The sequence below is a fragment of the Paenibacillus sp. LC231 genome (assembly GCF_001860525.1).
GTDB lineage: Bacteria > Bacillota > Bacilli > Paenibacillales > Paenibacillaceae > Paenibacillus_AQ.
In genome coordinates, this window is sequence record NZ_JFOM01000017.1 from 1 (window position 1) to 22516 (window position 22516).

Annotated in this window: 23 protein-coding genes; 18 read left to right on the forward strand and 5 right to left on the reverse strand. The window is 47.7% G+C overall.

From position 1 onward, the window contains the following. Nucleotides 1-305 precede the first annotated feature (305 nt). From yedE to AK95_RS14060, 3 genes are all read left to right on the forward strand, one after another. Nucleotides 306-1514: a selenium metabolism membrane protein YedE/FdhT gene (yedE, locus tag AK95_RS14050; protein WP_074961842.1), complete on the forward strand. Its 1209-nt coding sequence runs from the start codon at nt 306-308 to the stop codon at nt 1512-1514. Beyond that, complete coding sequence (yedF, locus tag AK95_RS14055; RefSeq protein ID WP_015735163.1) at nt 1504-1731, forward strand: sulfurtransferase-like selenium metabolism protein YedF; 228 nt, start codon at nt 1504-1506, stop codon at nt 1729-1731. Before yedE ends, yedF begins: the two co-directional genes overlap by 11 nt. Nucleotides 1732-1891: 160 nt before the next feature. After that, the gene (locus tag AK95_RS14060) at nt 1892-2332 is read left to right on the forward strand and encodes a helix-turn-helix domain-containing protein (RefSeq protein ID WP_071220618.1); all 441 of its coding nucleotides are present in this window, start codon (nt 1892-1894) and stop codon (nt 2330-2332) included. 176 nt (nt 2333-2508) lie between these two features. Here AK95_RS14060 and AK95_RS14065 read toward each other — a convergent pair whose 3' ends face one another. Further along, nucleotides 2509-3630: a DUF4261 domain-containing protein gene (locus tag AK95_RS14065; protein ID WP_071220619.1), complete on the reverse strand. Its 1122-nt coding sequence runs from the start codon at nt 3628-3630 to the stop codon at nt 2509-2511. A gap of 203 nt (nt 3631-3833) precedes the next feature. Here AK95_RS14065 and AK95_RS14070 point away from each other — a divergent pair, with 203 nt between their 5' ends. From AK95_RS14070 to AK95_RS14100, 7 genes are all read left to right on the forward strand, one after another. Beyond that, nucleotides 3834-4316, forward strand: coding sequence for a GNAT family N-acetyltransferase (locus AK95_RS14070; RefSeq protein WP_071220620.1), 483 nt, complete (start codon nt 3834-3836; stop codon nt 4314-4316). A gap of 140 nt (nt 4317-4456) precedes the next feature. After that, nucleotides 4457-5830 carry a PD40 domain-containing protein gene (locus AK95_RS14075; RefSeq protein ID WP_071220690.1) on the forward strand — a complete coding sequence of 458 codons (1374 nt, stop codon included), beginning with the start codon at nt 4457-4459 and terminating at the stop codon, nt 5828-5830. 289 nt (nt 5831-6119) lie between these two features. Further along, complete coding sequence (locus tag AK95_RS14080; protein ID WP_071220621.1) at nt 6120-6662, forward strand: MarR family winged helix-turn-helix transcriptional regulator; 543 nt, start codon at nt 6120-6122, stop codon at nt 6660-6662. Between the two features lie 28 nt (nt 6663-6690). Continuing rightward, nucleotides 6691-8145 carry an aryl-sulfate sulfotransferase gene (locus AK95_RS14085; RefSeq protein WP_071220622.1) on the forward strand — a complete coding sequence of 485 codons (1455 nt, stop codon included), beginning with the start codon at nt 6691-6693 and terminating at the stop codon, nt 8143-8145. Between the two features lie 52 nt (nt 8146-8197). Then, nucleotides 8198-9151 carry an ABC transporter substrate-binding protein gene (locus AK95_RS14090; RefSeq protein ID WP_481855850.1) on the forward strand — a complete coding sequence of 318 codons (954 nt, stop codon included), beginning with the start codon at nt 8198-8200 and terminating at the stop codon, nt 9149-9151. Between the two features lie 13 nt (nt 9152-9164). Next, nucleotides 9165-9944, forward strand: coding sequence for an ABC transporter ATP-binding protein (locus tag AK95_RS14095; protein WP_071220624.1), 780 nt, complete (start codon nt 9165-9167; stop codon nt 9942-9944). A gap of 15 nt (nt 9945-9959) precedes the next feature. Beyond that, complete coding sequence (locus AK95_RS14100; protein WP_071220625.1) at nt 9960-10736, forward strand: ABC transporter permease; 777 nt, start codon at nt 9960-9962, stop codon at nt 10734-10736. A gap of 56 nt (nt 10737-10792) precedes the next feature. On the opposite strand, the gene AK95_RS14105 is transcribed toward AK95_RS14100, so the two are convergent. Next, nucleotides 10793-11347, reverse strand: coding sequence for a helix-turn-helix domain-containing protein (locus AK95_RS14105; protein WP_071220691.1), 555 nt, complete (start codon nt 11345-11347; stop codon nt 10793-10795). A gap of 118 nt (nt 11348-11465) precedes the next feature. Here AK95_RS14105 and AK95_RS14110 point away from each other — a divergent pair, with 118 nt between their 5' ends. Further along, entirely contained in the window at nt 11466-12053 is a 588-nt protein-coding gene (locus tag AK95_RS14110; RefSeq protein WP_071220626.1) for a LysE family transporter, read from the forward strand. Nucleotides 12054-12139: 86 nt separating this feature from the next. Here the strand turns inward: AK95_RS14110 and AK95_RS14115 are convergent, their stop codons facing one another. After that, nucleotides 12140-13072: an L-lactate dehydrogenase gene (locus AK95_RS14115; RefSeq protein ID WP_071220627.1), complete on the reverse strand. Its 933-nt coding sequence runs from the start codon at nt 13070-13072 to the stop codon at nt 12140-12142. 251 nt (nt 13073-13323) lie between these two features. Beyond that, nucleotides 13324-13887 carry a thioredoxin family protein gene (locus AK95_RS14120; protein WP_235613110.1) on the reverse strand — a complete coding sequence of 188 codons (564 nt, stop codon included), beginning with the start codon at nt 13885-13887 and terminating at the stop codon, nt 13324-13326. A 347-nt stretch (nt 13888-14234) separates the two neighbouring features. Between AK95_RS14120 and pdxR the strand changes: the two genes are divergently transcribed. From pdxR to csaA, 3 genes are all read left to right on the forward strand, one after another. Then, a complete protein-coding gene (gene pdxR / locus AK95_RS14125; protein WP_071220628.1) occupies nt 14235-15662 on the forward strand; it encodes a MocR-like pyridoxine biosynthesis transcription factor PdxR in 1428 nt (475 codons plus the stop codon). Nucleotides 15663-15765: 103 nt separating this feature from the next. Continuing rightward, nucleotides 15766-16641 carry an arylamine N-acetyltransferase family protein gene (locus AK95_RS14130; protein ID WP_071220629.1) on the forward strand — a complete coding sequence of 292 codons (876 nt, stop codon included), beginning with the start codon at nt 15766-15768 and terminating at the stop codon, nt 16639-16641. A 180-nt stretch (nt 16642-16821) separates the two neighbouring features. Then, entirely contained in the window at nt 16822-17151 is a 330-nt protein-coding gene (gene csaA / locus AK95_RS14135) for a chaperone CsaA (RefSeq protein ID WP_071220630.1), read from the forward strand. Nucleotides 17152-17194: 43 nt separating this feature from the next. Here csaA and AK95_RS14140 read toward each other — a convergent pair whose 3' ends face one another. Next, nucleotides 17195-18559 carry an aminotransferase-like domain-containing protein gene (locus AK95_RS14140; protein WP_071220631.1) on the reverse strand — a complete coding sequence of 455 codons (1365 nt, stop codon included), beginning with the start codon at nt 18557-18559 and terminating at the stop codon, nt 17195-17197. A gap of 215 nt (nt 18560-18774) precedes the next feature. Here AK95_RS14140 and AK95_RS14145 point away from each other — a divergent pair, with 215 nt between their 5' ends. The 4 genes from AK95_RS14145 to AK95_RS14160 all read left to right on the forward strand — a co-directional run bounded on the left by AK95_RS14145 (nt 18775) and on the right by AK95_RS14160 (nt 22341). Further along, complete coding sequence (locus AK95_RS14145; RefSeq protein ID WP_071220632.1) at nt 18775-20811, forward strand: penicillin-binding transpeptidase domain-containing protein; 2037 nt, start codon at nt 18775-18777, stop codon at nt 20809-20811. A gap of 83 nt (nt 20812-20894) precedes the next feature. Further along, a complete protein-coding gene (locus AK95_RS14150) occupies nt 20895-21287 on the forward strand; it encodes a VOC family protein (protein WP_071220633.1) in 393 nt (130 codons plus the stop codon). A 9-nt stretch (nt 21288-21296) separates the two neighbouring features. Then, a complete protein-coding gene (locus AK95_RS14155) occupies nt 21297-21725 on the forward strand; it encodes a GNAT family N-acetyltransferase (RefSeq protein ID WP_071220634.1) in 429 nt (142 codons plus the stop codon). Between the two features lie 19 nt (nt 21726-21744). After that, complete coding sequence (locus AK95_RS14160) at nt 21745-22341, forward strand: AAA family ATPase (protein ID WP_071220635.1); 597 nt, start codon at nt 21745-21747, stop codon at nt 22339-22341. The last annotated feature ends 175 nt before the right edge of the window (nt 22342-22516 follow it).

Genomic DNA, 22516 nt, shown 5'->3' on the forward strand with positions numbered 1-22516 from the left:
ATTGAGACTTGGTTACGCCCATTTGACCTGCGCATTCGCCCTGAGATCGAAGATCAGAGTCATACCCTTGAATTAATGCCAATTTGCTATCCTTAGTAAATTTAGTCATAAAAAAACTGCACCTCCAACTGTTAGATGTGTCTAACAATTGGGGTGCAGTTCACAATCGCGGCTTTTTTGTTTTTAAGATGTAATTACATGAACAAATATCATCCCCGCATTGCAGTTTTTATAGTAAAATGGAAATTGCGGGTTTTGCCATAGATGAGTGTCGTGACTTTAAGGAAGAGGAGTTATTGAGGCAAGTGAAAAAGTTATATTCAACATGGTTCGGAGGTTATTGGAGCCCATATCTGGTTATGGCTTTGGCCGGTATTCTCAGCGCGGTTTACTTCGGAATCACCCATACGGTGTGGGCGGTAACCGGTGAGTTTACCCGTCTCGGGGGCCATATTCTGGAATTCATCGGGGTGGATGTGTCGGATTGGGCGTATTTCGACCTCGTACATATGAACGGAACGACTTGGACGCGGACCGACGGCTGGATCGTATGGGGCATGTTTATCGGAGCCCTCATTACGATTCTGCTGAGCAGCAATTTCAAGATCCGAATGCCGAGACAGAAACGGCGGTACGTTCAGGGATTTGCCGGAGGAATCATCGCGGGCTTTGGAGCCCGGCTGGCTCTGGGCTGCAATCTCGCAGCCTTTTTTACCGGCGTCCCACAATTCTCCCTTCATTCCTGGATCTTTATCGTTGCTACCGGCGCGGGCACTTTTTTAGGTGCTCGGTTGGTTAACACAAGATGGTGGAAAGGGAAGCCCGTCCTGAAAATGGGCGGTACCGCGCCTTCCGTTAAAACGGGTAAGAACCGGCAACCCCTCTTGGGGGGTGTGCTAGGTCTTGCGTACATCGCGCTGATCGTATACTTTTACTCAACAGGTCGCACGATGCTTGGGACAGCCGCCCTTTTCGGAGCGGCATTCGGTATTCTGATCGAACGGGGGCAGATCTGCTTTACTTCCGCTTTCCGCGATCTGTGGATCAGCGGCCGGGCTACGATGACAAAAGCGATTGCCGTCGGTATGGCAGTCAGCTCTGTCGCTACCCTTATCGTTATTCTTGTATACGGTCTGGACCCGATTACAAAAATTGCCGCCCCAAGCACCTTTATCGGCGGATTGCTCTTCGGCTTGGGTATTGTTATGGCCGGAGGTTGCGAAACCGGCATGATGTACCGGCTGATGGAGGGACAAGTTGTCTTTTTACCCGTGTTTATCGGCAATATAATAGGTGCAACTGCTCTGGCATATGCATGGGATCATATGGGGGTATTTAACCTTCTCGTGAAGAGCGGCTCGCTTGTTAATCTGATCACCGTCATGGGTCCGGCTGGTGCATTGATAATTACGCTGCTTGTACTTGGGGGCGGATTCGCTGTCGCCGCATACTGGCAAAAAAACTACCGCTTCGGCGTTGGATTCAAGAAAGGGGATGCAACCCATGTCCGTTGATTTCACACTGGATCTCCGGGGGGAATCTTGTCCTTACCCGGTCATCTACACACTCGAAACACTCCGTGATATGAAAAAAGGGCAGACGCTTCAGGTCATTTCGGACTGTCCGTCCGCTTTTCGGAACGTGCCGGAGGAAGTCGTTAAACACGGCTATACCATGGCACAGGAGCCGGTCAAAAACGGCCAGGAATTCAGCCTGTTTATCCAGGCGTAATACCATAATCATAATTGCGTAAAAAGCCTCCCTTCTAGAAGGGGGCTTTTTTCATGTGTGACTGTTCTGACGCAACTGAAAGCAACATGAGATGTTATCCTTAATTACTGGTTAACTCGGAAAATGACTTTATAATGAGAACAAAGGATGTGATCTCCATATGATTAATATGAATTTGAAGAAATTGCGAAAGATGCACCGATTCACGCAAGAAGAGGTTGCCGAAAAGATCGGCGTGTCAAGACAAGCTGTTGCGAAATGGGAAAATGGAGAGACCGTACCGGATATTCAGCATTGTACAGCTCTTGCGGATCTGTATGGCGTAGTACTGGATGATCTGGTCCATTATTCCGATAAGCATTCAGAAATCGGCCTTCGGCCAAAGGGAAAACATATTTTTGGAATGGTCAGGGTCGGGGAACGTGGTCAGATCGTAATTCCGAAAAAAGCCAGGGACATATTCGATATACGCCCCGGGGATAGCCTGGTGGTTCTGGGAGACGAGGCGCAGAAGGGAATTGCCATTATGAAAAGCGAAGGCATGCTGCAGTTTGCAGAGGATATATTAAATGCGCAGACACTCAAGGAGGAAGATGAGTAATTGCCCTCCAAGCGATGCACGTTGCACGAGTCTGGGTATCATCTCTAGGCGTCAGCTTTGGCTGGTTATAAAAAACTCAAGGGAAAATCGCTATTACAAGCTGTAGAGTTTGAAAGGCTCTCCAAGTCATTCAAAATAACTTGGAGAGGCTTTTTAATGTGGGAGATTACGTTGAATCAGAACTTGATTTTAAGTGTGTCACCATCAAGATAAACCCCTTCGGAACGCATTATCGGCAGCTTCTGTTCCGCCGAAAAGCCGATGGTTTCCCCGTCCCTAAGTGTGACGTTCTGTTCAACGATATATAAAGATATATCCATCAGGAATTCACGAAGCTCGGCAGGTGTTACCTGGCTGTCCAGCACTTCGATTTCGTCTTTATCAAAGGCTCTGAGTCCATAGGTATAACCATTAACTCCGGATTCCGTGCGTACGAGCCCGAAGTATACGAGATTTAACAGCGGAAACGGATCGTCGGTTTTCATGGTTTCAGCCATTTCCACAAAGAGCTCGGGCTGAAATACCGTGCCGGATGAATAGAGACCGACGGCATTAGGTAGTTTCAAACAGCTCGCCGCCAGCTTGGTGTACATCCTGCCGCTATCAAGCGGGGAGGCAGCACGCGAAAACACAGCCAGAATAAGCTGACTGACATGGGTTTTGGTTACCTCTACTGCCTCTGGCCACAGGTAGTTTCCTTGCGCGTAATGCTCAGCCTCGCCATCCGGTACCGGAGCATCAACGAAGCTGACCGCAACCATGCAGCCGTCTGCTTCAAAGACCAGAATACCTTCCTTTTCCTCTTCGGAGCTGCCATTCTCCAGGGAAGAGGAAATATTCCAATCGTGCTGAAGATTTGCTTTGATCTGCTCCAGGTCACATTCCGATGAATTCAACAGAACGAAGCCGTTAAATATACCGGATGATTCATTGGAGTCAATCGGGGTATCCTCTGGAGCTTCCCCTGCCTCATAGAGTGCCGCCTGCTTCATCCAATACTCACGAATCATGTTAACCATGGCTACAGCTTCTTGTTCCGCCGTGGCAGAATGATAAGGCTGCATCGCACTGAATACATGTCCGCAATGCTCGGTGTCTGACGAATTTTCATAACCGCCACAGACACCGACCAGCCATTTGCCAAACAGGGTCTTTTTATATTTGAAAATATAATAATGCATGTCGTGAAGATCAAATTCCCCCGCTAATTCGATTTTGCTGGGCTTATGACCGAGCTCTCGTTCATTTGCCAGCCATTCGATCATGGAATCCATTGCTGCTTGTTGTTGAACTGTCATTGTGTTCCTCTCCTTATATATGTACGATAATACAACTGTTATATTCTACCAATCATCATTGTGGTGAGCAATACTAGAAAAAGGAAAATAATGACCAATGAAAGAATGATCCTCGACAGCCGTTTTCTCAAATATGGGTAGGATCCATATACACCATGTTGAATATATTTTTACATCCATACAGAGATCAAGGAGGTGGGCAGGTGGAACTTTTAAAGGTTTCATATGAACAGAAAACAGTATTACGTAACCTCATGGAACTCTATCAATACGATATGAGTCAATATGAAGCTGAGAGTGAGAATGACGTTAATGAATATGGTCTGTACGATTATAAGTATTTAGACCATTACTGGACGGAAGAGGGGCGGTATCCTTACTTTGTTATACAATCAGGGAAGCTGGCCGGATTTGTATTGGTGAGAGAAATAAAAACAGCAAGGGATTCCTCTCGAAAGTACTCCATGGCGGAATTTTTCATCTTAAAAAAATACCGAAAGCAGGCAATTGGTAAGAAAGCAGCCTTTAAAGTATTCGAAATGTTTAAGGGCAAGTGGAGTATTGCCTGGTTGGAAAAAAATCGGTCAGCCCAGGCATTTTGGACAAAAATCATCTCAGAATACACGATCGGCGAATATTCCGAAACAACGTTTTCAGGTAACCCTGCAATTGAATTTAATGCCTAACAGCTCGTTCGAAAATACGACGCTTACGCATGATGAGCCATTCAAATAAAGATGAAGAAGCTCGATATAAATCTGATCGGGACGGTCGCCTAACCGTCCTCCACTGAATATATCTGAAGTATCAGATGATTCAAGAGAGGATGTTGGCCTTGCAAGCTGTTTCTCATGATCTAGATCAAGGGTGGATCGCCTATACATCGAATCGTGCCGGATCGTTCGACATTTGGCTGTACCGACCGCAGGATAGACTTCATGTTCAACTTACCCGGGGACTTGGCGCGGAATTCTCCGTTCCCTATTGGTCGCCGGACAGCAGGAGGATTGCATTTATCGGAATTGGAAATGTGGTCCATTTGCTGGATACCTCCACGCATACCGTAGCCAGGATCGACCAAATCGAACCTTACACGCTGTTGGACTGGTCTCCTGACAATCGCTCTCTGGTCTATGTTAAAAATGGCCGAATCGTCGTTTATGATACGTTCACACATCGGAGCTATACCATCTCAGAGCCTGGAGCTAGCGATGTCCAATGGTTCCCTTCGGGTACAGAGCTTCTATTTGCGGCTCCGGATGCCAGTGGCATTACGCAGCTCTTCCGCATGCAAAGCGATGGCAGTAATCGGAGACAAATCACACGGAATACGAATGGACCGCTCCATAACGTTCGGATATCCCCGGACGGTGCCTTCGCACTCTATACATTCCCAGGTGCAAGCATCTCCATAATATCAACTGTCGATTTGGCAACCGGAACTGTCTATACGCTGGAAGGCGGACCGCTCGCCAAAAACTATTTTCCGTCTTGGTCACCGGATTCCCAGAACATCGCCTACAGCGCAACCGCTTATGAAGAGCCATATTATTATTCTCTTATCCAGATTGACAGCCGCACTGGACAGAATCAAAGGACGATTGCGGTTTCCGACTGTTTTGCCACCCCTGTCGGGTGGTCGCCGGATGGTACGAAAATCGCGTATTTGTCGGGATGCGGAGGTGTTGAAAGCGCTAGTCAGCTCTGGATCGTGGATATCAGGGATCAGATGCCGGTGAACGTTGTCAGCGGCGGGCGTATTACCGCCGTGCAGTGGTCTCCTCGCGCCAGAAGGCTTACGGAAAACATTTTCACCAGCCTCGTTTACCGGGTATCCTTTCCATATCCTGCAAACTGGCGTCAGGTAAGTGATGAAAGATACGAAGGGGCCGACGGTTTTTTTCAGGTATCCGCGATTTCATCAAGTGACCCTATTACCGAAGTATGCCACGCTGAAGCTTTTCATCCATTAATGCCTTACGGCTCATCACCAACGATTATCCATGTGAAGGTGCAACATCAAGACGCATGTTTCATCTTCCCGTCAGCCGATCAGCCAGCCGAGATGAATAAGCAGTCCGCCCTGATCGTAAGATATCCCCGCCCTGTCCAAATCGGGGAAACGTTCTACAATTATTTTATCTTGTTTGCTGACGTCAACCATATCCGTCAAATGGGTGCACGGTTGTCGTTTGTATAATGCTAATCATTGCTCCATGGATGAATTTTGTTTAATCCCTACTTGACAGGTTGAATTAATTGGTTTAATCTAGCCACAGGAATCACCACTTCAGTCATCATTAAATGATCATTCATTATCTTAGCATTGAAGGATAATGTCAGCCGATTGGTCCACCAAAGGCTCCTGTTTACTCCTTTGTCGTTAGTACGACGAAAGGGGTAGATGGGGGTCTTTCTGTATTTTCAAGAGATAGCGATGGGGGATAAGGACCGGCAAACGGAGGTTCATGACCCGAGAAAGGAGCGACATGGAAGATAAGAATTGGGACTTGTTGGAGGAGGCCGATTGGCATTTTCGCAAAGTGGTACGCAGGTTTGTCAAAGAACGTGACAAGATTTCGGTAGAAGGCATAACCTTGCCAGGCTTGTTGATTCTCAACACGATATACCGGAATGGAGAGCAGAGGCTTGGCGAGCTGGCGGAACAACTCGACTTCACATCCGGAGCTGTAACGGCGATATGCGATAAGCTGGAGACTTCCGGGTTCGCGATCAGAAGGCGTAGCAAGACGGACCGGAGAGCGATTGCCTTAGATATTACAGAAGCAGGAAGAGAGATGCTGCAGCGTAATGAAAATGTTGGCGGGTATATGATTGACCTCATCTTCGGCGCATTCTCGCACGAGGAGCTCAGGGAACTCATTCATTATTTTAAACAGCTGAGTGAACATCTTGAAGGTTTCTCGGATTCCGTGCTTCAACAGTGTGCATTATTTACCGAGCCAAACGAAAGAAATGCACAAGGTAATCGTGGCTCCGTGAAACGATCAAATGCCTTTATTTCTTACTAAAAATCAAATTTGAAAGGAAGTTGTGACGATGGGACACCCGACGATTTATCCAACAGGTACAACGGTTTATAATCCGGAGAAGACTTGGAGCGGTTACACGATATATCAAGCAGCGGATACAGGAGCTCTCCTCATTGACATGAATGGGAGAGAGGTTCATCTGTGGAAAGGGCTTCGAGGATTTCCCAACAAGCTGTTTCCGGGTGGTTACGTGCTGGGAAGCACCTCCGAGCGCGACCCGAAATACGGGTTTCAGGATGAAACCAATCTGGTGCAGGTCGACTGGGACGGCAATATCGTCTGGAAATTTGACCGTTATGAATACATAGAGGATCCGGGGCATCCGCCGCAGTGGATGGCACGCCAGCATCACGATTATCAGCGTGAGGGCAATCCCGTCGGTTATTATGTTCCAGGGCAAGATCCGAAGGTGGATTCGGGCAATACGCTCATCCTGGCTCACAAGAATGTGAAGCGTCCCGAGATATCCGACATCGAGCTGCTGGATGATACGATCATCGAAGTGGATTGGGAAGGAAATGTGGTGTGGGAATGGGCCGTTAGCGATCACTTTGATGAACTGGGATTTGATGAGGATGCAAAGCTCGCATTATCCCGCGATCCGAACACCCGCGGCTTTGGAGCTCATGCGGGCGATTGGATGCACATTAATTCGGCTTCGGTGCTCGGGCCTAACCGATTTTATGATGCGGGAGACGAACGCTTTCATCCCGATAATATAATCTGGGATGCTAGGGAAACGAATATTATTGCCATCATTGATAAAAAAACCGGGGACATCGTCTGGAAGCTTGGCCCGGATTATTCCACGGAGGAAACGAAGCATATCGGCTGGATTATCGGCCAGCATCATGCACATCTCATACCGCAGGGCCTTCCGGGCGAGGGTAACATTTTGATCTTTGATAATGGGGGCTGGGGCGGTTACGGAAAGCCGAATCCGGAAGCGGCGGATGGTTTGAAAATAGCTCGGCGTGACCATTCGCGCATCCTGGAAATCAACCCCGTTACTTTAGAGATTGAATGGCAATATACGCCGACGGAAGCCGGATTCCAGGCTCCGCTTGACTCTTACCGCTTTTACAGCCCGTATATCAGCTCGGCACAGCGGCTTCCCAATGGCAACACCCTGATTACCGAAGGGGCTGACGGGCGAATATTCGAAGTGACACGAGATTTCGAGCTGGTGTGGGAATATATTTCGCCTTATAAGAACAGCCGCAACTCCAACATGGTCTATCGCGCATACCGGGTTCCATATGAATGGGTTCCTCAGCTTGAATTGCCCGTTGAGACGGAGATTGCCCCGCTGGATGTTGCCGATTACCGTCTGCCGGGCGCCGCGCCGAGAGGTGCCGTTACAAGCGTGGAAGTCGAAGGTACAATCTCATACGGTGAGGGAGCGCTTTGCGTGGCCAGAACGGATGAAGTCGTGCATAAAGAGAGGGATCGGGATGAGTAGAAATCAATCTTTGAAGCAATGGAGTTTTCGGCTGCTGTCGGTAATTCTTATCATGAGTATGCTAAGCGGGTGCGGCAATGCTTCGGGTGAGCAGCAGGGGAATCGGCTCAAACTGAAAATCGCAGACATTTCAACCAATACCGTGTTTCGTGTAGCAAAGAGCAAGGGTTTCTTCGACAAACACGGAATTGATGCCGAATTGGTAAACTTCGCTACGCCGGCTGAAGGCGTGAACTCCTTATTCATTAAACAGGTAGACGTTGCGTTCGGAGCAGACTTCCCGCTCCTGAACGCTGTCAGCAAAGGCGATTACTCCATCTTTGCTTCATCAGGAACGGCAACGGATTTAAGTGCGAGCGAATGGAAGCTGTTCGTTCGTAAAGAGATTGGAAGCGCTGCGGATCTCAAGGGGAAGAGGTTAAGTTTCTCGAGAGGCACTTTCATCCCCTATCTATGGGATGTGTATTTGGCCGAAAACGGAGTTGCGCTCTCGGATGTGGAACTGATCGGACAGGGAGGTTTCGACGAGGCGTATGTAGCTCTCAAAAAAGGCGACATTGACGCCGCCTGGGTATATGGAGCAGTGCTGAACGAGAAGTTCGGTGCGCTTACCGAAGCCAAAGAAATGTCGGATATGTCCAAGACACCCGTAAGGCTTGGTACCGGATTGATCGCTTCGAATGAATTGCTCAACGGCAACAAGAAAGGTTTCGTAGCGCTGCTGAAAGCGCTGGATGAGGCGTCAGCTTATGCCCAGGCGCATCCGGAGGAAACGGCGGACTTGATGTATGAAGAAGTCAAGCAGCCGAGAGAAGCGACGCTAAAGGATCTGCCGAAGAATCCATGGAATCTTGGTTTTACGGAAAAAGCCTACGAAGGATTACAGGGACAGAAGGAATATATGGTGGATAACGGCATCATCGAAAAGGATTTCGAGCTGAACGAAAAACTGAATCTGGATTTGGTGAGGGAAGCATTTCCGGATCGAGTCCTTGAACTGAAGTGAGGAGATGTAGACGATGAGAGCAGCGTCAAGGCAGAATGAAATCCATATTGAACAGTTGAATAAAAGTTACGCACAGCAAACCTCGGCAGGTGACTTGCACTATATTATCCAGGACGTCAACTTGGCGGTAAAAGGCGGCGAGTTCTTTGTTCTGTTGGGTCCAAGCGGGTGCGGCAAGTCGACGCTGCTTGGTCTGATCGCCGGCTTTGTATCCAAGACTTCGGGTCAGGTGAGAGTAGGCGAGAAGGAGGTGGACCGTCCGGGCCAGGATCGCGCCGTCGTATTTCAGCAAGCGGACTCCTCCTTGTTCCCATGGCTGACCGTAAGAGAAAATGTGGAATTTGGACTTCGGATGAAGCGAATACCTTCAGCAAAGCGAAAGGACATATCCAGTCAGTTTATTACGATAGTGGGTCTTGCGGGGCATGAGAGCAAATATCCACGCGAACTGTCAGGCGGTATGAAACAACGGGTACAGCTGGCAAGGGTATTGTCCAATGATCCAGCGATTTTGCTCATGGATGAACCTTTCGGCGCATTGGATGCGATGACAAGACGGACGATGCAAAGAGAGTTGGTACGCATATGGCAGGACACGGATAAAACCGTCATCTTCGTGACGCACGATATTCAGGAAGCTCTTCTACTCGGAGGACGTATCGGCATCATGTCAGCGGGTCCGTCCTCAAAAATAACGGATATCTACGAGGTGCCTCTCGCCTATCCGAGAGATATATCTGATCCGGCTTTCCATGCGCTGTATAACCAAATTCAATCGCATTTTGACGAGTAGAGAGGAAGGGAACCCATGAGCAAGAAAATTAAGAAATGGTCGCTTCATATCTTGGTGTGGATTGCTGGTCTTGCCGTCTGGCATTTGCTTTCCCTTGCGTATGGGCCCGAAATTCTGCCAGGTCCTATCTATACCGCCAAGGGCGGATATGAATTGTTGATGGACGGCACCCTGATTCAGTATATCGGGATCAGTTCATACCGGGTGCTGCTCGGCTGGACCCTTGGCAGTCTGATTGCAATTCCGGCCGGACTCATCATCGGGAAGGTGGGGCCGATCCGCGCTTTCGCCGAACCGTTCCTCAATTTCATCCGGTTCATTCCGCCGATTGCCTTCATCACCTTGTTTCTGGTCTGGTTCGGCATCGGGGAAACATCGAAAGTTATGCTTATTCTGTATGCAACCTTCTTTATTGTGGTAATAAATACGTTGACGGGTGTGTTATCCGTAGAAGAGGATAAGATTCGCTCTGCCCGCAGCATGGGGGCATCCGAGTGGCAGATTGTGCAGCATGTCATCATTCCTGCAACGATCCCATTTATGTTCACCGGCATCCGGCTTGCCATGGGAACCTCGTTCATGGCGATTATCGGGGCAGAGATGATTGCTTCGAATGAAGGCGTGGGGTATCTGATCTGGAATTCACGTTTGTTCTTCCGTACGGATTGGATTTTTGTCGGTTTGATTTGTCTGGGATTGATGGGGTTCATAACGGACCGTGCCGTAGGTCTGCTGGGGCGCAAGTGGTTGTCCCGTTACGGGGTAGTCAGTACGAACTCACTCCGTAGATGAACGTAGTACTATTATACGAAGCCGCAGCTCCCTCTTATGAAGGGGCTGCGGCTTTTTCATTTGGAATAATGGATCACCATACTTAATCGGTTCATGGAGGCGCCGGAGTTATGGTAAACATGCGGTTTATCGGCCTTAAATCGAATGGATTTACCAGGAGTCACCGTATATTCCTCGTTTTCGACACGAATGGTGAGCTCTCCTTCGAAAACAGTAATAAACTCTTCCGTCCCCTCAATGTGAGCCTCTGCACTTAAATAACCGCCACAGTCCATTTCTAACGAATACATTTCAAAGCGCCGCCCTTCCTCAAAAGGGAAATAAGGATAAATTCGAACTTTTCCGTGATCCTCCACCAGCGCTTGCACCTCTTCTTGGGATACCACGACCGTTTCGGATTGAGGCTCATTAATCAAAGACGTAAAAGAAAGCTTTAACCCGTTCGCGATTTTCCAGACGGTTGTAATAGAGGGACTCGATTCTCCTCGTTCGATCTGGCCCAGCATCGTTTTGCTGATTCCGGTCATCTCCGCGACTTTATCCAGGCTTAGCTTCCTTTGCTCCCTTAGCAGCTTCATATTATTCGCCAATACTAAATGAATCGGCTTCAACATCAAACACCGCCTTTTTTGGATTGTGCGTTATAACATACATATTGTATAATCATAACGTACAGACGCTATAACGTACAATTATTACTACTATAACATACGCGAAAGGAGGGAGCGCGTGTTCATCGTTTCGCTGCTTACCTATGCGATTGTCGCGTCATTTACGCCCGGACCCAACAACATCATTTCGATGACGAATGCACGGAGCCACGGATTTAAGAAAACGATGCGCTTTATCGGAGGGGTAGCAGCTGGATGCTTGGTCATTATGCTGTTGTCCAGCTATTTCAATCTGGTATTATATCCATTCATCCCGAAGATCAGGTTTGTTATGAATATCATCGGATGCGTGTATCTGATCTATCTTGCCATAAAAATCATGCAGAGCAAGCCCTCTCATGCAGATGATAAGGCTCGTGGATTCAATACCTTTTATTTCGGGTTCATCTTCCAGTTCATGAATCCGAAGGTTATTTTATACGGGATAACAGCCGTATCAACCTTCGTTATGCCGATCTCTACTTCCCATGCGCAGTTGATATCCTACTCGTTATTGCTCACGATTGTCGGCATTTGTGCCAACATGACCTGGGCGTTATTCGGTTCGCTGTTCCAGCATCTGTTATCCCGATATGAGCGCCCGTTTAATATATTAATGGGATTGCTTCTGCTTTACAGCGCCTTTTCTATTTATGCCACGAACTGATTGGCTAGCTACATCGTAATGTCATCGCTCCTCAGCCAAAAGAACAAGGCTTCCCGAATCACACATCCGGAAAGCCCTGCTTTGTTTTATTCGAAAATGTTGGAGATCTGCTCTTTCAGTTTGTTAGCAGATGCATGAAATTGGGTTAGTTCCTCGTCATTAAACTCGAGATTCAGAATTTCCCGAACGCCTGTACGATCAACCACACAAGGCACGCCTAAGTATACATCAGACACACCGTGGTAGTCCGTGAGCAGCGTGGATACATTGAGAACGGAACCTTCGTTTTGCAAAATGGAGACGATGATCCGATCGAGCGCCAACGCGATTGCATAGGAGGTGGAACCCTTGGCGTTAATGATTTCATAAGCCGCATTCTTGGTGCGGTCGAAAATGTCTTCTTTTTCACCGTCAGTCAGATCGATTCCGATCCCCGCGATGTTGGCAATGCTCCAAAGCGGCAATTCGGAATCACCGTGTTCCCCGACGATATGGGCGTGAATGCTGCGCGGATTAATGCCTTTGTTTTGACCAATCAAATACCGGAAACGGGCGCTATCCAGCAAGGTGCCGGAGCCGATCACGCGATTGACCGGGAAGCCGCTCTTCTTCAACGTGACGTAAGAGAGAATATCCACCGGATTCGTAGCCACAAGAATGATACCGTGGTCATTGTATTTCACGATGTTTTGGATAATATCGTCAAATATTGCCGTATTTCGCTTCAATAAGTCAATTCGCGTCTCGCCGGGTCTTTGGTTGGAGCCTGCGGCAATGACAATGATGTCTGCATCCTTGCAATCGCTGTAATCTCCAGCCCACAGCTTGACGCCTCCGGCAAAGGGGAGGCCGTGATTCATATCCAAGGCTTCACCAAGCGCTTTGTCATGGTTCGCATCGATTAATACCAGTTCAGATACTCTTTCGCGTAAGAATAAGGTGTACGCAGTCGTTGCTCCCACAGCTCCTGTACCGATGATCACCACGCGGGACGGACGCTGAGCTTCATTTTTTGTCATAAGTGTTTCGCTCCCTTGTACTGAGTTAATGAAATTTGGTGAATGGTATACTTCTGATGAATTACCCTTATTAAAGGCTGCCGGAACAGTGAATCCCTAAGGCTTCATCGATAGTAATGATAACATATTCAGGAAGATTTAAGCAGCGGGATTGTGATATATTTCATCCTGTGTGTTCATTTTTAACTTTGACACTGTCAGAAACCATACACCTTCATCAGGGGAGGGGATCACGCTTATGCCAAACGCGGTCACAGGTTATTATCGGTAATTCTATCAGGTATAAACGAAGCAAGCAGTTGCCTTATTTCCTGAATCATGACCCTCTGATATTCATTACCCTCATGGTAGAGCTCTCCGATCTTCATGTACGTTTGGTCCAGTTGCTCTTGATAGGATGCAGCTTGTTTATCGGGGTGGTTCCTCTTGAACTCATCCATAACGTTCTGGATATACGCCGGACGAGCGCCCCAAGTTCCGAGTACTTCTCCTGTGCTTGCATGGCTTGCATGGAGGAAGACAGCAATCGGCTGTGCGCGTCCGCCATCCGTTAGAAATAGGTCCATTGTTTCCATATGATCTTCCATGATGAGCACGTCGGACGGAATTCGGCTATATTCCAATATTTTAAATAGGACAGGCACATTCCATATGACATCCGGGCACCAATCCGTACAGAGAATCAGGCAGTGCAGATGGTTGAATGGGTTTCGCTCAGAAGTGAAGAATCGCTCGGTCTCTTTGTTCTCCCACTGGAAGCGATCATATACTTGTCTGAATAGTTCCTTCGTATTTGGGATTCTGCTCAATTTCATTTCCCGAATCTTCATATTCTCCATGAATTGGAGAGGCGTTAAACCCTGGCCGATCTTTTGTTGGAGATGGAGGGGATGAGACATAGGATCATACGTCCTTTCATAACGTAATAGATTCATATTGAGATACATCCAATTTAACGTTAGCTTAAGACAAAACTGACCATACAGAAATGGTCAGTTTTTATCTGTTTATGAAAGTCAGATATACTGAAGGTTGTGTTACCGAATGAAGCGATTCGTGAAATAGGATGCGCTACATGGGCTGAGTTTCATGTATAATTCATTAAACATACCTACCATTACGACAGTAAATTTTATTAATATAATGCCTGAGGTGGTCCCACTTGTTTGATATTCTTCTACCGGAGCAAAGCGAGTTCCCATTATACCAGCAGTTATATCTGCAAATTCGTGAGGGTATCCGTAATGGGGACATTCCCGACGGACAACGATTGCCTTCCGTTCGTGCCCTCCAGCTTCAGCTCAATGTAAGCAAAACGCCGATCGAGACGGCTTATCAAATGTTAACGTCAGAAGGGTATGTGATCAGCAAACCGAGGTCGGGGCTATATGTCATAAATCCATACAAGGAACTATCTCACCATCATCAACAGCAGACCCCCTCTATAACAACGATGTCAGTTATGCATTCCAACGGGCACTTGAATCAAGATCAAGGCGTTATTGACTTTAATCCCACTCGATTAGATCAAGCGTCTTTTCCGGTACGAACCTGGAATAAAATGCTCAAGGAAGCGCTGGAACAGCACGTGAGTGAAATGGGAATGTATGGGGATCCGCAGGGCGAATACGGGCTTCGCACCGTGGTTTCGGAATATCTGCGAAATTCCAGAGGGGTTATTTCAACACCTGATCAAATTGTGATCGGCGCCGGCACGGCCTATAGCATGGGGCTACTTACGAGAGTACTTCCAGAACTTAAGCATATTGCGGTTGAGGAGCCGGGTTACAGCTTGGTACGAGATCAATTTCACTTGAATGGCTGTGATTTACTTCCGATTACGCTTAGTGATAAGGGAATCTCGCTTGACCAGCTGGAGAGCAGCCACGCACAGCTCGTATATGTAACGCCATCTCACCAATTCCCGACGGGAAGCATCATGCCTTATCCGGAGCGGGAACGATTACTGGAGTGGGCCAATACCAGAAATGCATACATTATCGAGGACGATTATGACGGTGAGTTTCGTTACCAGGGAAAACCGATTCCTTCCCTGCAAGGGTTAGATCATAACGGGCGGGTCATATACGCCGGCACGTTCTCGAAAGTGCTGACTCCGACACTGCGTATGAACTATCTCGTTCTGCCACCGGCGCTGCTGAATCACATATCCCACAAACGTCAGGAAGTATTCTTTGCCCCTTCACGCGTGGAACAGTGGGCAATGACCGCGTTTTTTGAACAGGGGCATTGGTACCGTCATATTCGTAAAGTGCGTAATCTGTACAGGAAGAGACATCATCAGTTGATTGAGTTGATAGAGGCTTATCTTGGCAGGTTTGTTGAAATTACGGGTCAGAATTCAGGCCTCCACATTCAGCTGATCGTCAAAAAAGAAGTGTCCTCGGAGGAATTGATTCAGAGGGCGGCGAACGTCGGGGTTATCGTGTACGACCTGCGAAAAATGTGGATGAACCACCAGCAAGATGCAAACCAGTTCCCGAGGTTATATATGGGATTTGCAAGCTTGAACGCAGCTGACATGGAAAAGGGGATACGGCTTCTGCAGAAGGCCTGGAACATGGATTGAACACGGCTTGTTTATACCTGTCTTTTATAAAATGTTGAAACTGACCATTTCATAAGGGTCAGTTTCTTGTTTATGATAAGCAAAAAAAGTAGGAGTGCATGCTATGATCACCCAAAGTGAGGTAAGGGCATATTTAAACCGTTTAGGCATTTCGGATATTCAGGAACCGACGAAGGAATATTTGTTCGAGCTGCATAAAGCCCACGTCGCACGAATACCTTGGCAGACCTTGGATATTTTTGCTGGGAAACCGACATCCATCGATATACAGGAATCCGTACAACTTATGATCCATCAACGAAGCGGTTATTGTTTTCATCTGAATGGAGCCTTTAGCGCGCTTCTTCGAGCCTTAGGTTATAAGGTATATTGGCATCGGGCAGGAGTACAGCCATTAGGGCAAGAACCGCGGATTAACGGCTTCCATCTCGGGATAACGGTAAGTTTATTGAATGAACAACTTGGGGAAGAAGAGCGGTGGCTCGTGGATGTCGGTCTTGGCGATATGCCCTGGGAACCGATCCCATTGAAATTCGGACAATACATACAGGGACCTTTTCAATATGCGCTTGAGCCGTCTCGCATAACGGATGATGGCTGGAGGCTGATCCATGATCCCCATTATTCATATGTAGGCGTAGATTATGCCCCTGATGTTGTGAACAGCTTGGAACTATTTAAATCAAACCATGCATTTTATAGCCGATCACCGGAATCCCCGTGGATGGAGCTGTTCATTGTTAGGCAACGGCACGAGCAGGGCATGAACGAGCTCAAAGGCTGCATATGGAGAAAGTGGAGCGGCAATACCCTGGATAAGGTAGAGATTTCATCGAAGTCGGAATGGTTCGAGATCCTGGCGGACATATTTAATGAGCCGCTCGTCAACTATTCCATGATCGAACGGGACCTGATATGGAATAAGGTTAACAGGCAGCATCAGAATTGGAAGAAGCTTATGGAGAATGAGCGAGTATAGAAGACACCGAATGATTCACCTTATTTCAGTTCTCCAGTTGATCCTCAGCGGCATAGAACACGCTAAACCAATCTGTCACTTGAATACCCGGAAATGCAGATGATAAGATGGTACATAAAATTCGTGTTGTGAAGCATCGTCTTATTGCTTCATAACCTAGCTGTAAGGAGATCTATAGTCATGGCAACCATCGAAGATTTTACCAAACTGGATATTCGGATCGGAACGATCGTGGAAGCAGAGCCATTCCCGGAAGCGCGCGTTCCCGCCATCAAAATGAAGATTGATTTCGGTCCGCTCGGGATCAAGCGCACCAGTGCCCAGATTACGAATCGATATGATGCGGACACCATCATAGGTAATCAAGTTGTCGCTATCGTCAATTTTCCGCCTAGACGCATAGCTGGCTATCAATCCGAAGTGCTTGTCCTCGGCGGGGTACCGGAGCAGGGAGACGTCGTGCTTCTGAAACCGGATGTTGATCTGCCGAATGGTACTCCCATCGCTTAAACCTATTTCATCAGTCGGTCCGGTCGCTTGCGGCTTGGACCGACTAGATGAACCTCACCTCGCTGCGTCTCTTCAACAATTTAGCGGCTCCTTCCGCAATTTTCTGAACACCGATTTCGATGAGTTCCTCCTTCACCTGAGATACGCTTAGTCGTATCATGGATTCGTTCTTAAACTCAGGCAAGAACATGCTGCTGGCATCCTGAGCATATACGTTCTCATTCTCCAGATAGTTAACCAATTGATATGCTTTTAATGGTTCTGGCAGCTGGATCGTGGAATAAAATCCGGATGGCGAACCCGTAAAGGATAAGAAGGACGGCAGGTGAGTTTGGTAAGCCTGCTGGAGCAGAGCCCCTTTTTTACTATAGGTTTGCCTCATCCTCTGAATATGTGCTCGGAACATCCCGTTCTTCAGATAAATTTCGAGGGCGCCTTGCATGAGCACCGGACTGTGTATGTCCGCCGCGTGCTTTGCCCGCTGGAATATTTCACTCATCGCTTCGGGGATCACAGCCAAGCCCAGCCGTAGTCCGGGGAGCATGACTTTGGAAAAGCTCTTCGTGTAGATCACCCTGCCAGAGGGATCGAAGGCAAACATCGGATCATGTTTCGAATCCGGATCCAAATCTCCCATATAATCATCCTCGATGATATAGACATCATACTTCTGCGCAAGCTCTACAATCCTCTTCTTCTCCACATTGGAGTAACTGTAGCCTGTAGGGTTATGGAACCTTGAGACCGTATAGAAAAACTTGATATCCCTAGTTTTAAAAATGTCCTCCAACCGCCCAAAGTCGATGCCGTTCTTCGTAACCTCAATCCCGTATGTCACGGCTTGATGAATCTTGAGGGAGTCCATCATGCTAAAGTGCGTGGGCTGCTCCACACAAATATTGTTCTTTCCGTTAGGAAAAGGAAGGGAGACCAGCAGATGCAGCGCTTGCTGCGAACCGGACACAACAAAGATCCTTTCAGGAACCGTGAAGACCTGCAAGTCGAGTAAATGCCGGGCTAACTCAACACGAAGTGACTGCAAACCCGGAATTTGGGAATAGGTAAATAACTCTTCTTTATATATTTCAATCGCTTGGTTCATGCAATGCTGAAAGTCTCGGTAGGGCATGACCGTTTTATCAGGTCCCGCCGATCGAAAATCGATCACTTGGTCCGCTGGGTTCGAGGGAGTTATGTTACCTCTGCCCTCCACGACATAGTAACCACTCTTGGGAACAGCATAGATAATATGTCTCTTTTCCAATTCAGCATAGGCCCGTATGGCTGTATTTTTACTGCATGAATAGGATTCTGTCAAAGCGCGGATGGATGGCAGTTTGCTGCCGGGTTTCAATAAACCATCCAGTATTTGGCGTTCAACTGACTGAATAATGTCGGTGTATTTCATATCTTGTTATACCTCCATTCGATCTGTACGGGTACAGAGCCGGAAAACATGCATTCTCACAACAATATGCTATAAGTATACTCTACAATGCAGCATGCTTTGGTTCGATATTGCTGTTGATGTTGATGGGAATGGATTGTGTGCTGATCATGATCATTTTCATCGTTAGGAGAACGATGTAATGACGATTAATACGGGGTTGAGGAGTGGGATCGATGCATTTTAAATGGACATGGCTCTTCTTGTGCCTGATTGTGATGGTAATCCTTACGGGTTGTGACCGCATCAAGGAATCGGATCCGCGAGAAATTGTGAAACAGTATGTGGAATGGTGGGAGCAGGGAAGCTACGAATCGATGTATGATGTGTTGTCACTGGAGTCCAGACAGAAGATGACAAAAGAGGATTTTATAACGCGATTTCGGAACATTTATGAGGGGATTGGAGCAGAAGACCTCACCATCACGACAGACTTTATGGCTCAGGAAGCAAGCGAAACAAGGGATGAGCGGGTGTTCTATCCCTATCAAATCCAATTGGAAACATCGGCAGGTCGGGTACAGGCAGAAGGTTCGTTTGAGCTATTAAAAGAGGACGATTCAACCGAGGCTAAGAAGTTGTCTTGGCGAATGGTGTGGCAACCTTCCTTGATATTGCCGGCTATGGATTTCGGGGATAAGGTGAACGTGCAGACGTTACCATCCAGCAGGGGCGAGATTTTGGATCGTAACGGTCACGGTCTGGCCATTAATGGCACGATTGAGGTCATCGGTATCGTTCCCGGTAAGCTTGGCGCCGATGGAGAACAGACCTTGGTTGAATTAGCTGAACGCCTGGGAATTTCGACCGAGATTATGAAGCGTAAGCTTGATGCGCCGTGGGTGAAAGACGATCTGTTCGTACCCATCCTGAACCTGAATGCCCAGCAGGGCAGAATGGATTACAGTGATCTGCCAGGCGTTGTAAAGAAGAAGGAACGTGCTCGAGTCTACCCTTACGGCGCGGCGGCAGCACATCTAACAGGCTACATCCGACAAGTGACAAAGGAGGATTTGGCCAATGCGCCCGAGGCGCAGTATGGACCGACTGAACTTATCGGCAAATCAGGATCCGAGCAGGTATATAATGAAGTGCTGCGTGGCCGGGACGGTAAGCGGATATCGATCGTGGATTCCTCGGGTAAAGTCAAAGAAATCGTAGCCGAGAAGGAAGCAGTAGATGGTCAGGATATTCGTTTAACCATTGATGCTGAACTTCAAAAATCCATATTTGCTTCATTTCGTGAGGATGCAGGTACCGCAGCCGCCATCAACCCCAGGACCGGAGAAATCTTGGCATTGGTTAACAGCCCGTCCTATGATCCCAATGCTTTCATTGTTGGATTATCGACAGAGCAGTGGGATGAGTGGAACCACAATCCGGATAAACCGCTATTGAATCGATTCACGAAGCTGTACGCTCCGGGCTCGGTATTTAAACCGATCACGGCAGCGGTTGGTCTGAAGCTTGGGGTTACTACTCCTGGAAAGGTCAGGGAGATCAACGGCTTGCGTTGGTCCAAAGACCCGAGCTGGGGAAATTATTACGTGACACGCGTGAAGGAAGTACCCGTCCTGAATCTGAGAGATGCTCTTGTGTATTCAGATAACATCTATCTGGCGCAGGAAGCATTGGAGATGGGTGCGGATCCTTTTCTGAAGGAAGCTGTAAAATTCGGGTTCGAAGAGGGTTTGCCGCTTCCATTCCCTTTCCCGAAAGCAAGCTTGGCTAATGAGGGGATCAAGAACGAAATTCAACTCGCGGACTCCGGATATGGCCAAGGGGAAGTGCTCATGAGTCCTTTACATTTGGCGTTGGCCTATACTCCCTTCATGAATGGCGGGAAGCTGATTCAGCCTGTACTGGATTTATCAGAGCAGGAGAACAAGCCTCAGAAGACAAGAGAGGTGTTGGATGCGCACACTGCCGGAATCATCAAGCGTATGCTCGTCGATGTGGTTCAGGATCCAAAAGGCAGCGGACACGGCGCTGATCTATCGGGCATTGAGCTTGCAGGGAAGACGGGAACCGCCGAACTGAAAATCAGCAAAGGCGAAAAAGGACAGGAGAACGGATGGTTCGTTGCGTTTGACACGAGGGAGTCCAAGCTCCTCCTTGCGATGATGATAGAGCATGTTGAAGATCGGGGAGGCAGCGGGTATGTCGTGAACAAAGTCGCGCCGATCTTGCAAAAATATTACGAAAAAAAATAGCCTTGAAAATAAGCTGACGAAAAGCTCTTGTTATGCGAATTGGACGGTTGTAATATGGAATAAAACTAGTCGGAGATGATCTTATGAGTAAGATTCAATTCTCAGTCCAAGTTCGATTGGTATCCGATCTTACCCGTTCCAAACAGTTCTATGAAGAAGTACTGGGTTGTGAAGTGAATGACGTATGGGCGGTAAGGGATGAGTTTGCGCTCGGATTCAAGCTGATTCAGGCGGAATCCCGCGCTGATGTCACACCCAATCCAGCGGGGAAGGACCATGCGACGCGCTGGGATACATACGCTTACGTGGGTACACATTATGATTTGGATGCGTTGTATGAAGAACTGACCTCCAGGGGGGCCGAAGTGGCACAGGAACCTGTATTCATGGAAGCGGACTGGGGCGTGTGGAAGGATTTTGCGATTCAAGATCCAGACGGCTACGTCATTGGATTTGGCTCCGGGATAAAGGACTAGGTGGGTGCGATGTCGGACATTGATATGAAGCAGGTCCTTATCAGCAGCGACCCTTCGCTGTTGGATGTGGATGCCATTGTACATTTTTTGCGGCGAAGCTACTGGGCTAACGAGCGTTCTGACCAAAAAATCAAAACATCGTTAGAAGGTTCTACGTGCTTCGGGGCATATTACGCCAACCGACAGATCGGTTTTGCTCGCGTGGTAAGTGATGGCGCAACCGTCTATTGGCTGTGTGATGTATTTGTGGATGAGGCATATCGTGGAATTGGCGTGGGGAAGAAATTAATCGAAACGATTACGACCCACAAGGATTACCGAAATGTATTCGGTATATTGGCAACGCGGGATGCCCATGGTCTGTATGAGCAATACGGTTTTGTCCGCGATCATGGAAAAACATTGACTCGTATGCCGGATTTTCTCCGGAAGGATTAGTTAGAAGGGGGATTCCTCAATGATTATATGGGTTAACGGCGCATTCGGTTCGGGGAAGACCCAGGCTGCGCATGAGCTTCAGCGAAGAATCCCGAACTCGTACGTGTACGATCCGGAAAATGCAGGTTACTTCATTCGCGATAATGTGCCAAGAGATGCCAAACGCGATGACTTTCAGCATTATCCGATGTGGAGGGAGTTTAATTACTCCATATTTAAGTATATGGACCAGGAATCGGATCAATTGATCATTGCTCCGATGACCATTACAAACGCGGAATACTTCGATGAAATCGTTGGTAATTTGAGACGTGATGGCTTAAAAGTAGAGCATTTTACATTGTGCGCTTCCAAGGAAGTGCTCCTTAGACGGCTGCGGAGCAGAGGAGAAGGTTCGAATTCATGGGCCGCACAACAAATTGACCGGTGTATCAGCGGATTCTCGAATGAAGTGTTTCAGCATCATATCGACACGGATCATCTATCGATCGATGAAGTGGTCGAAACGATCGGTGCTTTGGCAAATGTGAAGCTGTTGCCTGATCATCGCAGCTCCGCCAAGAAGAAACTCGATCGAATCAAAACCAAATTTGCGCACATCCGATTTTTTGGATAACAAGTGGATGGATTATGACATTTGAGGGTTTATTCGAAAGTTCGTAGTGTAGAGTTTTAGCCATAGCGGGAATATAACTAAAGAAAAGGCGATTTCTCATATTGGGAAGTCGTCTTTTTCTGTCTGTAAGGTAACAGAAAATCTAACCGCCAAAATATTTTATATGCAGCTAAAT